Annotated in this window: 9 protein-coding genes and 1 tRNA gene; 6 read left to right on the top strand and 4 right to left on the bottom strand. The window is 60.0% G+C overall.

Translation table 11 applies throughout. The features are described from left to right. The first annotated feature begins 1 nt into the window (after position 1). The 4 genes from C8D82_RS02095 (at position 2) to C8D82_RS02080 (ending at position 6,285) form a co-directional block, all read left to right on the top strand. Positions 2 to 1,315, top strand: coding sequence for a YihY/virulence factor BrkB family protein (locus tag C8D82_RS02095; protein WP_116882610.1), 1,314 nt, complete (start codon positions 2 to 4; stop codon positions 1,313 to 1,315). A gap of 4 nt (positions 1,316 to 1,319) precedes the next feature. Further along, entirely contained in the window at positions 1,320 to 3,653 is a 2,334-nt protein-coding gene (locus C8D82_RS02090; protein WP_116882609.1) for a hypothetical protein, read from the top strand. Continuing rightward, positions 3,653 to 6,163, top strand: a complete 2,511-nt coding sequence (locus C8D82_RS02085) for a hypothetical protein (RefSeq protein ID WP_116882608.1) — start codon at positions 3,653 to 3,655, stop codon at positions 6,161 to 6,163. The genes C8D82_RS02090 and C8D82_RS02085 overlap by 1 nt, the downstream gene beginning before the upstream one ends. Before the next feature lie 46 nt (positions 6,164 to 6,209). Further along, positions 6,210 to 6,285: transfer RNA gene (locus C8D82_RS02080), tRNA-Arg, on the top strand. Between the two features lie 181 nt (positions 6,286 to 6,466). Here C8D82_RS02080 and lexA read toward each other — a convergent pair. The 4 genes from lexA to C8D82_RS02060 form a co-directional block, all read right to left on the bottom strand. Next, a complete protein-coding gene (gene lexA / locus C8D82_RS02075; RefSeq protein WP_116882607.1) occupies positions 6,467 to 7,096 on the bottom strand; it encodes a transcriptional repressor LexA in 630 nt (209 codons plus the stop codon). Positions 7,097 to 7,131: 35 nt separating this feature from the next. Continuing rightward, positions 7,132 to 7,599, bottom strand: a complete 468-nt coding sequence (locus C8D82_RS02070; RefSeq protein WP_133245018.1) for a hypothetical protein — start codon at positions 7,597 to 7,599, stop codon at positions 7,132 to 7,134. 72 nt (positions 7,600 to 7,671) lie between these two features. After that, a complete protein-coding gene (mutM, locus tag C8D82_RS02065; protein WP_116882605.1) occupies positions 7,672 to 8,496 on the bottom strand; it encodes a bifunctional DNA-formamidopyrimidine glycosylase/DNA-(apurinic or apyrimidinic site) lyase in 825 nt (274 codons plus the stop codon). 127 nt (positions 8,497 to 8,623) lie between these two features. Continuing rightward, positions 8,624 to 10,180 (bottom strand): ASKHA domain-containing protein, encoded by a 1,557-nt coding sequence (locus C8D82_RS02060; RefSeq protein WP_116882604.1) that lies wholly within the window; start codon positions 10,178 to 10,180, stop codon positions 8,624 to 8,626. Between the two features lie 283 nt (positions 10,181 to 10,463). On the opposite strand from C8D82_RS02060, the gene C8D82_RS02055 reads away from it, so the two are divergent. Both C8D82_RS02055 and C8D82_RS22040 read left to right on the top strand, forming a co-directional pair. Further along, the gene (locus C8D82_RS02055) at positions 10,464 to 11,546 is read left to right on the top strand and encodes a substrate-binding domain-containing protein (RefSeq protein WP_116882603.1); all 1,083 of its coding nucleotides are present in this window, start codon (positions 10,464 to 10,466) and stop codon (positions 11,544 to 11,546) included. 54 nt (positions 11,547 to 11,600) lie between these two features. Beyond that, positions 11,601 to 12,371: a prepilin-type N-terminal cleavage/methylation domain-containing protein gene (locus C8D82_RS22040; protein WP_187144109.1), complete on the top strand. Its 771-nt coding sequence runs from the start codon at positions 11,601 to 11,603 to the stop codon at positions 12,369 to 12,371.

Raw genomic sequence — 12,371 nt, 5'->3', positions numbered from 1 at the left:
GATGAAGGACCGCTCAGCCTGGATTCACCACAACGTACTCGGGGACGATATTCCCTATACACAGCTTTCGTGGCTCGGCAAGCTGAGCCGTACCTTCTACTGCAGCGCGCGCCGCTACGGCAGCGACCACCAGAGCCAGCGGGCGGTGGCGCTCACCTACTATACACTGTTTGCGGTGGTGCCGGTGATGGCGCTGGTTTTCGGCATTGCCAAAGGGTTTTCGCTGGAAGACAAGCTCCAGGTGTTCCTGGAGGAAAAATTCGCGAACCATCAGGATGTGCTGAACTGGATCTACCAGTTCGCCGATACCACCCTCAAGGAAGCGCAGGGCGGCGTGGTCGCCGGCGTCGGCGTAATCGCGCTGATCTGGACGGTGATCTGGCTGGCATCCAACATCGAACGCGCGTTCAACGCGGTCTGGAACCTGCCGACCCGCAAGAATATGTTCCGCCGGTTCAGCGACTATCTGGCGATCATCCTGGTCACTCCGATCATCCTGGTGGTGATGAGCAGCGCCGGAGTGTTCATGCGGAGCATGATGGGACACATCCTCGCGGGGATGCCGTGGCTCGGCGGGGCGGGTTTCATCCTGTTTTCGATCATGATCAAGCTTTTTCCGCTGCTGCTGGTGATTCTGCTCTTCACGCTGATCTACTTTCTGGTGCCGAATACGAAGGTGCGCTTCGGCTCCGCCCTGCTCTCCGGAATCGTCGCCGGAATGCTCTACCAGCTGCTTCAGGACGGCTTCATCTATGTACAGAGCGCCCTTTACCGTTACAACACCATCTACGGCAGCTTCGCGGCGCTGCCGCTTTTCCTGATCTGGCTGCAATGGTCGTGGCAGATCGCGCTGTTCGGAGCGGAGATCGGCTACGTGCACCAGAACGCCTCGTCCGGACTCTTCGACCGGATGGATACCGGCCCGTTGAGCCTGCGGCTGCGCCGCGAATACCAGCTCGCGCTGGCCCGGATCGTCTACCGCAATTTCGACGACGGCAAGGGGCCGACCGCCTTCAGCGAACTGTGCGCCGCGCTGCCGATCCCGATGATCCGGCTGCAGCCGCTGGCCCGGGAACTGGTGGAGGCCGGGGTGTTTGAGCGCGTAGAGAACTCCGGCAGCGTTGCACTCTTCATGCCGGGGCGGCCCACAGAACGCCAGACGGTTTGCGATCTTTTCGACCAGCTCGACCGGAACGGAGCAACCGTCCCCGAGCATCTGGCGGCTCGCGCCCTCTCCAATATCGGTCCTCAACTGGACCGGATCCGGGAATCCGCCGCGGCGAGTCCCGGCAACCTCAAAATCAGGGAGCTTTAACCGCATGCGACGAATTTCCGCGCTGTTCCCGACGATCCTGTCACTTGCCTTCCTGCCGCTGCTGAATGCGGCGGAACTTACCGGTGTGTGGAAAGCGGACGGCACGAATACGCCGCATTCCTCCCCGGAAGCCCCCGGCGAAGCCGCCGTCACCGTGCGTTTCCCCGGCTCCGCGCAACTCTACCGGGAGCCGGACCGCGCCACGTTCCGCCCCTCCCGCGAAGCGTTTGAAGCAGCCGAATTCGAGCTGGAAGCGCGGGTAATTACCGATACTCCCGATCCGGTCCGCGCCTGGCTGTTTTTCAAGGACAAGGACGGCCGCTGGTACCAGACCATCGAGGAGTACCGTCTGGCGCCGGGCGTCTGGCAGAAGCTCTCCGCCCGGCTGGACCGCACCGGCGCGGTCTGGCGCGGCGTCGGGCATACGGCGACTTTCGACGCGATGGCCGCAACCGAATTTTACGCAGGCGGCATCTCCGTCTACGGGGAAGAAAAGCGTGAATTCACCCTGGAGGTCCGCAACGCGGCCCGCACCGGCAAACGGGAACCGGGCAAGCTCGCGCTGCTCGACTGCCACTTCCCGGAACAGGGAGAAGCCAACGCCCTGTTCCAGGGCCGCTTCCGGCTGTTGCGCGAGTTTTTCAATCCCTTCGATCCGGATGAAGTCACCGTGGATTTTGAAATCAAAGCGCCGAATGGGAAGCTCACCCGGCTGCCCGCCTTTTACAGCCGTGATTACGAACGCCGGCTCCACCATACCCGTGAAACGGCCACGCCGATAGGACAGGGGTTCTGGGAATTCCGTTTCACTCCTCCCGTTCCCGGCGAATATCGACTCCGGGCGGTCATTGCAGATAAAACGGCCAGAGAGACGGTCACCGGCAGTTGGAAAAGCTTCACCGCACTGCCCTCCAGACGTCCCGGCCTTGTCCGCGCCTCGGAGAAAGATCCGTTCTTCGAATTGGGAACCGGAGAGTTCTTTTTTCCGGTCGGCCTGAACATTCATACCAACACCGACCGGCGCAGCGAATTCGGCTTCAAGTTCGGCCAGCTCCCCGACCGCGGCACCTTCGACTACGACGACTACCTCGAAGCCTGCGGCAGGGGCGGCATCAACGCGGTGGAAATCTGGATGGCCGGCTGGACCTACGCGATCGAACACGACGCGACCCGCGCCGGCAACTACGGTGTCGGCCGCTACAACCTCGAAGCCGCCTGGAAGCTCGACCACATTTTCGAGCAGGCCCGCAAGAACGGCATCTACCTGAATCTGATCCTCGACAACCACGGCCGCCTCAGCGACCGCTCCGACCCGGAGTGGCAGGACAATCCGATCAACTCGACCACCCCGTATGCGAAGGCCAACGGCGGCTTCCTCGCCAACCCCGCGGACTTCTTCCGCAGCGAAGCCGCGGAAAAGAACGACCGCAAACGGGCCCGCTATATCGCCGCACGCTGGGGGAACGCCCCCAACCTGATGGCTGTCGAACTGTGGAGCGAGGTGGACCTGACCGAAGACTACTGGGGCCGCTACAACGACGGCAGCGCAATCCGGTGGGCGGAAAAAGCCGCCGCATTCCTGCAGGCCAACTCCCGGCCGGACCTGCCGGTCAGCATCCACTTCTGCAGCGACTACAACAACGTGCGGCGTTTCATCAAGCTCTTCGACAACCCTTCGATCACCCATCTGGCGGGGGATGCCTACCGCTCCCCGCAGATTCATTTCGTCGACCACCTGCGCGGTTATGAGCAGAATATGCGTTACAACAAGCCGCAGCTGATCACCGAATTCGGCGGCAACCCGCAGGGCAGCAGCGAACGCCAGGTTCTCGCCGACATCCACAGCGGACTGTGGAGTTCGCTTTTCGTGCGCCTCGCCGGAACTCCGTTCCTGTGGTGGCACGACTTCGTCCATCTCCGGAATCATTACCAACACTACCTCGGCTTCTCCCGTTATCTGGCGGGAATCGACCTGCGCGGCAAAGAGCGAGTCTATTTTACGCCGGCCGTCGCGGTTCCGGCCAACCAGCAGAAATATGAGTCGCTCGGCCTCTCCCTGCCCGCAGCCGCCTACGGCTGGATCTACAACCGCAACGCGATGCTTGAGTATCCGGACGATCCGAACCAATTTCCCGAAACCCGACCCGGTTCCGTCACACTCGCCGGCCACAACCTGACCGGCGGCGTTTATCTGCTGCGCTGGTTCGTTCCTCTCACCGGGGAGTGCCTTCCGGGAGAACTCAAGCTGAATGTGGAAGCGGGCAAGCCGGTCACCTTCGCCGTCCCGTCATTCCGTCTCGACCTTGCATTCAAACTGGAAAAAACGGAGGCGAAATAATGCGGCGTCCTTCCTGTAGAATCCTGTTCCTGCTGCTTACCCTCACCGGACTCAATGCCGCCGACTGGCAGGTGCCGGAGGCTCCCTACCGGATCACGGCGAAACCGGAAAAGGCCGATGCCCCCTCCTCGCTGGACCTCAGTGAAATTCTGCTGCCGGTTCCGGCGAAATCCCTGAAGGTGTTCGCCGGCGGCAAACCGGTCGGCTTCCGGCTGCGCGACAACGGTTCGCTGGCGGTCCATCCGGCGAAGGGCGCCCCGGAGTACCGGATTTACCTAGGGGTCACGCCGGAACAGCCTGCAGACCAATGGGGAAATCCCGGCATTCCCTGTCCTCCCCCCGAGCGTCTGAATATGACTTTCTTCGGCGGCGGCGGACAGATCTGCACCGTGCCGGAATTCATCAGCAACCGGAACAACGCCATCGCCCGGAGCAGCCGCTGGATGATCCGGCACTCCGCCTGGCAGACCTACCGGCTGCTGATGGCGCTCCATCTCAACTCCGACCTGCCGCTGGAACCGCCCCGCGCAAGACAGCAGTTGCAGGCGCTTGAACGCAACAGCCGCCGGATCGCCTCCCGCAACGCCGGCCAGCGCCGCGCCCAATATCTGGCGATCCTGTCGGGAGGCCGCAGCACGGCGCGCGAACTGGCCAACCGGAAACGGAACCGGCAGCAGCAGTTGAAGAACCAGTTGAAATGGGTGATCAATGAAAGCGCCAAGCTGGCCAAACGCTATCAGCAGGTGCAAATCGATGCGCCGGAGGGACCGGAACGGGACCTGCTCGGCATCGTCTCGCGCCGCTGGCGGCGCGACTATATCGCGACCGAAGTGCAGATGATGACCCGCCCCCCGGAAACCTCGGAATACTACAGCTGCCGCTTCTACGGGATGCTGCAGATTCCGGAGGACGGGGAATATGAATTTGAACTGCTGAGCAACGCCCTCACCCTGGTCCGGCTGGACGGCGAAACCGTCGGCCGCCACCACGGGACCGGCGGAACTCCGGCGGAAACCGTCCGTTTCAAGCGCAAGCTGACGCGCGGCAGCCACGATTTCGAGCTTTACCACCGCCTGAATACCGGCGTGGGGCGGATGCTGCTCTCCATGCGCCGGGGAGAGAACGAGCCGTTCCGGCTGCTGACTTCCGACGACTTCGAACCGGCGCGGCCATTGAGCATTTCCGCCCTCGAAAACCGCGAAGGCCGCAAACTGCCGGTCATCAACCGCCACGCGCACTACCAGCTTTACACCGGCAAGCAGAGCAAGTTGGAACTGGCTCAATTCACGGTCCGCGGCGAACAGGAGGGAGTGGAGTTCACCTGGAACGGCTCCGAATCCCGGCCGCTTTCCGAACTTCCCAAACGGATTGCGTTGCCGACGCGGGGCAATACCGGCCTGGCTTTCACCTGCAAAAACGGCGAACCGCTGATGCTGCCGGTGGAAAGCCGCGACCGGCAGGACGCGGTCGTCCCGGTTCCGGCGGATATCTTCCTGAAGCTGTGGCTGCCCGCTACGCTGTACGATCATGAGACGCTCGACGGTCAGGCGGAAATCTGTTCCAAACTTCCTGAAGCCATCGACATCACCTTCAGCTTGCGTTCCATCGCGGACGCCCCAACCATCCTGCAGCAGGAGCGCAAAACGCTGTCGCTCCCGGCCAAGCCGGATGAACGCTTCGACCGTTTCGCCGCTGACCTCTCTCTCAAGCTGCCGTTGACTTTCCGCGGCACGCCGCTCAGGAAGACCGAGACCTACGAGCTGACACTGGAAATGCCGGGCCTGCAATTCGACAGCCGGAAGATCCGGATCGTGCCGGTCGGAGCCGATCTGAAACTGACGGCGACCCCGGAGGGGCTGATCGACGGGGAAGGCAACCGGGCGATCCTGCTGCAGCACCGTCCGACGCTGGCGGAACTGCGCAACTGGGAGCTGCTGCGCAAGCTCGATGACGAACTGCGCAAGGACCGTAAGATACTGGTGATCGGCGAGGATTTCGGAACCGGCGAGATGAGTTTCAGCCATCAGCTGGAACTCAACCTGAAAGCCTCCGGGCGCGAACTGGATTTCGTGCCTGCTCCGTCCGAACCGTCCCCGCTTCCGGCGATGATAGCGGCTTCCTGGCCCCGGATCTCCGCCAGCGATGCGACCAGCGCGCTGCTGCTGCTCCCCTGCCCGTCCCACCTTGCCGGAACCGAACCGTGGCTGCGCGACCGCTATATTTCGGCATTGATTGAGAAGCTCAAGGCGAATCCGAACATCCGGCAGGTGACGCTTGCGGCTCTGCCCGGCCCGGAATCGTTGCGCGCGGAATCCGCGGAACTGGCTTCGGCGCTGCGCCGCCTGGCGCGCGAATACAACACAAACGCGCTGGACCTCCGCCCCCCTCTGGAGGAGCTGCTGAAATCCGCCATCACCTATCAGCGTCCCGGCAGTTTGAATGAATATACCACACATCCGGCGGGAGCCGCCGACAAAATCGCATCAATCCTGTCGAAAATGCTTCATTAGCGCTTGAAAATCAGTAAAAACGGACGATATTAATAAGTCATCATCCGGCCCGGTAGCTCAGAGGATAGAGCAGCTGCCTTCTAAGCAGTTGGCCGTGGGTTCGATTCCCGCCCGGGCTACCATATCTAAACAACTACAATACATTGACTTACATATTAAAAAAAAACTCAATCCCAGAGCATTATGGTGCCGTTATGGTGCCGATTGTACTTGAATTCTCTACAGAACGTAAGTTGAAGAAATGAAAAAGGGGCTGTTGCAAAACCATGAGTTTTTGCAACAGCCCTTTCAACTTCAGATTGCTCAATACTTGCGATGCAGGCCGACCACCTTGCCCTGGATCGTCACGTCGGCAATCGGATAAACCTGTACTGAGAAGTCCGGATTCGCCGGACGCAGCTCGATACGGCCGCCCGTTTTCGGGAAATAACTCTTGACCGTCACTTCCCCCTGCACCAACGCAACCACGATATCACCGGGACGCGGCTTTGAAGCGCCCTGTCCGCAGATCACGATGTCGCCGTCGTAGATACCGAGATCACGCATGCTTTCGCCCTGCACCCGCAGCGCGAACATCTGCTCCGGCGTATGCTCGCCGAGCATCGTATTCGAAATGCAGACCTCGCCTTCCTTGAATTCAATGCTTTCAGAGGGAAGTCCGGCATTGACCCGTCCCAATAACGGAATCGCCAGCGCGCAATTCGGCATCGTCCGGCTTCCGCGCGCGCGGGACATCAGCGAAATACTGCGGGCCTTCGAGCTGCGCGACAGCTGCTTTTTCTTCTGCAGCGCCCGCAGATGGGCGAAGACCGTCGAAGTCTTGATCTGGAAATTGTCGGCAATCTCATAAACCGTCGGCGCCATTCCTTCGCGATCAAGAAACTCCTCGATGAATTCCAGAATGTTCTTTTGCTTTTCAGTCAAACTTTTCATCTTAAATCCCTTTTGTTATTATTTAAAAGATTCTGTTAAAATCGGAAACCGGAACCGACAATGACAAACCGCCCGTCGACTCGCCCCATGCGAACCATGTACAGCACCTCTTTGCACAGATTGCGGCTTTTGCCATCCTTGTCGGCACTCATTTTTTCGAACGTGAATTTCCAGATATAATCCATTACCACGCTCTGATTCAGTTCTCCCAGATACTCCGTTTTCTTCAGGGTTCCAAGCCCTTCGGAAAGTTCTCCGGCCATCTGTTTGAACATCTCCTCCGTCACTTTGTCCTTCGATTCCCGCGGAATCACCGCCTTGAGCTTTGCGAAATCATCCTGTTCGATCGCTTCCGCCAGCCCGGCGACATAAGCGGAGGCAATCGCCTTCGCTTCCGGCTGGGGAGCGGCGGGCAACAGCTCCGCCGCCGCTTCGGATTCCGGTTTCTCTCCGATCGCCGCACAGCCGGCCAAGCCCAAACCGAGCGGCAACAGTCCAGTCATAAGCATGACCCGGAACTTCATATCGTCCTCCTATATAGCATGAGTTACTTACTTTACGGAACCCCGGCCCATCTACTTCTGGCACACCGGACAGAAGCAGGAACTGCGGCCGCCGAGCTTCCTCATCTCAATCCGTTCTCCGCACTTCGGACACGCCTGCCCCTTCCTGCCGTACACCGCCAGCTCCAGGGCAAATTTTCCTTCCGAACCATCCACATTCAAAAAATCCGAGATCGACGTGCCGCCCAGTTCGATGGCCCGCGCCAGAATCCGTTTCGCGCACTCGGCGATTCTCGAACATTCCTCGCGGGTCACGGAACCGGTTTCGCGCAACGGACTGACTTCTGATGCATATAACGTTTCCGTCGCATAAATATTGCCGATCCCGACCACTATTTCATTGTTCATGATAAAATTTTTGACACATCCCGTGCGGCCGCGCGACTTTTCATAAAGATAATTTCCGTTAAACGCATCGGTAAGAGGCTCCACACCGAGAGCATCCAGTTCAGACGGCCACCCGCCGGGCCGCGGGAGTTCGCAAACTTTCAGCACGCTGAACCGCCTTGTGCATTCGAACCGGAAAGCACGCCCGTCGTCCAGGTGCAGGAACACATGTTCATGTTTCCGCCGGGGCACCTCCGGCGACTCCACCCGAACCACCCCGGACATCCCGAAGTGCATCAGAAGCCCGCGCCCGTCATCCAGTTCCACCACGACATAACGCGCGCGCCGGCGCACATCGATGATCCGGCGCCCCTCCAATCCGGCCGAAAGCAGCGGCGTCAGCGGTTCGCGCATGGCCGGAGTAAACACCTCCACCTTTACGATCCGGCGTTCCACCAACGCGCGCTTCAAAGCCCTTCCGATATTCTCAGCCTCTGGTAACTCTGGCATAATATAACTCCATTTTTATAAAAAACGAACAAAGCAAACAAAAAATTGTAAAAAAAGATATAAAAAAGGCAAAATTATTCTTTTTTAGTGAAATCAAATTATAAACACCATCACAAATCACTTGTATTCAGCCTAAAAGCAACCCATCGATATAACTCTCCTCGAAACCTTTCAGCGAATTCAGCGGCAAATCGCACGGCAAATCCGCCCATTTCTCGAATTCCGCCATCCGGTCCGGCCTCGCCGCCAGCAACACGGCACCCGCCAGAGAGGTATTGCCGCCGATCCGGAATACCGGCCGCTCCAATCGCGGAAGCATCCCGATCGCCTGCGCGGCATCCAAATCCAGGCAACGGGCAAAACCGCCGCACAGATGAAATATCCGAATCTCTTCCGGTTCCACTCCGGCATGGCGCAGCAGTGACGCGATTCCCGCGCCGACAGCCGCTTTGGCCTTCAACAGCCGCTCGATATCCGCTTCCGTCACCACAATGCCGGAGGCAATCCGGAAACCGTTCCCGCCGTTGCGCGTCACCAGCCGTCCCCAGCGCCGCAGCACCCCCGGCTCCAGTCTTCCGTACTCATCCAGCGCCCCCGCGCGGCGGGCTTCCGCCAGAAAATCGACCGCCCCGGAACCGCACAGGCCGATGGGTGCTCCGCCCCCGGAAACCTGCAACTCCAGCTTGCCCGCCGCCGACAGCGTCAGATGCTCGACCGCTCCGGGCGCGGCGCGGCATCCGAAGCTCAGGTTCGCCCCTTCGAAAGCAGGTCCCGCCGCCGCGCTGGAGGCCCAGACCTTCCCCCGGTGCGCCAATACCATCTCGCAATTGGTTCCCAGATCCAGCAGCAGCTCCGTTCCGCCGGACGCGCCGAAGCCCGTCGCCACCAGCCCGGCGGTGATATCGCCGCCGACGTTGCCGGAGATCGCCGGAGCCGCGATGATCCTTCCCTCCGGCCGAATCGCCACTCCGAGCGACGCGGCGGCGACTTCCGGGAAACGGCGGAACTTCGGCGTGAACGGCGCCGTCCCGATCGAAACCGGGCTTTCATTGTAAAACAGATGGGTCATCACAGTATTGGCGGCGACCGCCATCCGGCTGATCCGGCGGGGATCGACCGCCAACTGCGCCAGCAACGGATTGATCGTCTCATCGACCACCGCCCGGTGAAGCTCCCGCTGCGCCCCGGGCGAACTCTGGCACGCGGCGATCCGGTCGATCACATTGTCTCCAAACCGGAACTGCCGGTTCGGCATCCCCGCCGATGCGACGATCCGCCCATCCTCCACCAGCAATGCGGCCACCGTCGTGGTGCCGATATCCACCGCAACCGACAGGCCTCCGGGCCCCCCGGACAGATCCGGCACCGGCGAAAAGTTCACCTCCACCGCCCCGTCGCTCCGGTGCAGCGAGGCCGCCGGAATCCGGATCTCCCCCTCGGCTCCGGCGGGGAAACAGGTGCAGGCGTTCACCGCCGCCGTCTCTTTGCCCCGCAGGGAAACCTGGCGGCCCGCCGCGACGAAATCGCCGCGAACCAGCTCGATCCGGCACCTGCCGCAACGCCCGTTGCCGCCGCAGCGCAAATCCAGCCCTATCCCCGCTTCCCGCAGGGTTTCACTCAACGGACGGCTTTCTTTCGCCTCGCAGGACGAAATTCCGCCACCGGTGTGTACCAGCAGTTTCATACATCCTTTCAATGTATTCTTATTAGCATAATATAAACATACTGTTTTTCTTTGTATTTTCAATAGATACAATCCACTTTATGACCAAAACGTAATCAAACAGGTAGTTTTTATCTTTCTTCCGTTCCCTTCACATGGCAGATGTCCCCCGAGCCGGGAAAGACAAATCATTGCTTCCGGCTGGAATGAATTTCACCTCCGCTTTATATTTATTGTGACATAGTTTTGCGATGGTTGTGGCATAACAATAGATTAACTCACAGTACGGATAAGGAGATGAAAAATGCCTAAAGACATACAGCCGGAAATCCGGCGGCTCTATGGAAAACTCCGCGCGGCCCTGACGGACCATGCGCCCGGCGACCGTTTTTTCTCCTACCAGACGCTGATCGGCCGTTTCCGGACCTCCCGGCGGGCTCTGGAGCAGGCTCTCGCCCGGCTGGAAGCCGAGGAGCTGATCCGCATCGAACCGCAGGTCGGCATTTTCGTGCGGAAACGGCCCGATCCCGCCGTGCGGCGCATCGTCGTGGTCCACAGCGACTGGCCTTCCGAATACTGGCAGACGCTGGATGCGAAATTCGAGGAGGCGTTCAGCACCCTCTCCGGCTGCGTTTTTTCACGCGCGCTCATTCCGCCCGGGAAGGAGCGAGAGTTCCTCTTCGGCAGGCTGAACCGCGAACTCGGCGATGTCGCGCTGCTGACCTATGCCTTTTCCGACTGCACGCAACAGGACGTCGCCCGGCTGCTCTCCTGCGAAATCCCGCTGGTCTTTCTGGAAAACCACATCTCCTGCGACGGAGTCAACGCCATCGACAGCGAACCGGAGTACACCGGCATGCTCGCCGCCGACAGCCTGCTGCGGAACGGGCACCGGAAAATTGCGGCGATCGTCTCCGAACCCGCCGACCTCTGCGTCCGGCGGGAAACCGGCGGCTTTGTCGCTTATCTGCAACTGCACGGCATCAGGCCGCAGATCATCAACTGCCGGCATCACACGGGAGAATCAAGCATGATCACCACCGAAAAAGCTGTTTACCGCCATTTGCGACAACACGGGGCAATCTTTACCGGTTGCTTCGTGCAAGGTGTTTTTGCCACCAACGGCCTCTATCAGGCGGTACAGTCGCTCGGTTATTCGATTCCGGGCGATATCAGCGTGATCGCCAACAGCGAAGTTCCCTCTGCCGCCCGGTGCGATCCGCCGCTGACGACCGTGGCAAGAGACTTCGACGGCTATGTGCGGGAGGTCCGCACCGGAGTGGAAAATCTTTTCAGCGGAAAACCGTTCGGCATCCGCCGCGTTCCCAGCCTGCTGATCGAGCGCGCCTCCGTGAAAAACCTGAATCCACAGCAGAAAGGAGGTTGAACAGGAGAAATTGAAACTTTCATCCGCCCCCCAATCAACCGCATGGAGAAAAACATGAAAAAAACAAGTAGATTCACCCTCATTGAGTTGTTGATCGTAATAGCAATTATAGCGATTCTCGCTTCCATGCTGCTGCCCGCGCTGAACCGGGCCCGCGAATCGGCTCAGACCAGCGCATGCCTCAACCGCAAGAAGCAGGCGATCCTCGCCAACCAGCTCTATGCCAATGATTTCAAGGATTATATGTACTATCAGGGGCCGCAGGCATATGGAGGAACCGCCCTGACGGCATTCGTTCTCTCCGGCATCAAATGGGACGGCACCGACTCCGGCCTGACCCCTTATGCGCCGTGGGGGACCTTCACCTGCACCAAGAGCGGAGCTCCCTCGGGAGACTTCGACCCGAACTGGACACCGCGCGTCGGGGCGGCCGACCTGAACGGAACCATCGGCTGGATGGACATCGTGCCGGTCCTGAAGGGATGGCCCACCAGCGATGTGAAAGCCCGGCTCGGAACCGGCATTGTGGGCATCGACCCGGATAAGCAGTGGGGCGTCTACCAGCCCGGCCGCTTCAAGTCTCCCGGCGGCACGATCGCCTGCGGCGACAGTGGAAACGGCCAGCCCGCTTCCGTCGGACACTACCGGATCACCTATTATTGCGACTCGTACACCAACTCGGTCAAGGAACACCATCTCGGCAGGGCGACAGTAGCTTTTTTCGACGGCCACGCGAAAGCCGCTTCCGGACGTGAATTGGGACAGGAATATGTTCCCCTGGTCTATTATCTGATGGCCGACAGCGGCAGCAAATGGTATCCCTAG

This window comes from Victivallis vadensis (genome assembly GCF_003096415.1).
Taxonomy (GTDB): Bacteria; Verrucomicrobiota; Lentisphaeria; order Victivallales; family Victivallaceae; genus Victivallis; species Victivallis vadensis.
The sequence above is the reverse complement of the archived record's forward strand: the minus strand, read 5'-3'. Positions and strand labels throughout refer to the sequence as shown.

What these genes read in the sequence shown, in the direction of transcription:
- C8D82_RS02095 (WP_116882610.1), top strand. Translation starts at nt 2, where the DNA reads ATGAAGGACCGCTCAGCCTGGATTCACCACAACGTACTCGGGGACGAT.
- C8D82_RS02090 (WP_116882609.1), top strand. Translation starts at nt 1,320, where the DNA reads ATGCGACGAATTTCCGCGCTGTTCCCGACGATCCTGTCACTTGCCTTC.
- C8D82_RS02085 (WP_116882608.1), top strand. Translation starts at nt 3,653, where the DNA reads ATGCGGCGTCCTTCCTGTAGAATCCTGTTCCTGCTGCTTACCCTCACC.
- lexA (WP_116882607.1), bottom strand. Translation starts at nt 7,096, where the DNA reads ATGAAAAGTTTGACTGAAAAGCAAAAGAACATTCTGGAATTCATCGAG.
- C8D82_RS02070 (WP_133245018.1), bottom strand. Translation starts at nt 7,599, where the DNA reads ATGACTGGACTGTTGCCGCTCGGTTTGGGCTTGGCCGGCTGTGCGGCG.
- mutM (WP_116882605.1), bottom strand. Translation starts at nt 8,496, where the DNA reads ATGCCAGAGTTACCAGAGGCTGAGAATATCGGAAGGGCTTTGAAGCGC.
- C8D82_RS02060 (WP_116882604.1), bottom strand. Translation starts at nt 10,180, where the DNA reads ATGAAACTGCTGGTACACACCGGTGGCGGAATTTCGTCCTGCGAGGCG.
- C8D82_RS02055 (WP_116882603.1), top strand. Translation starts at nt 10,464, where the DNA reads ATGCCTAAAGACATACAGCCGGAAATCCGGCGGCTCTATGGAAAACTC.
- C8D82_RS22040 (WP_187144109.1), top strand. Translation starts at nt 11,601, where the DNA reads ATGAAAAAAACAAGTAGATTCACCCTCATTGAGTTGTTGATCGTAATA.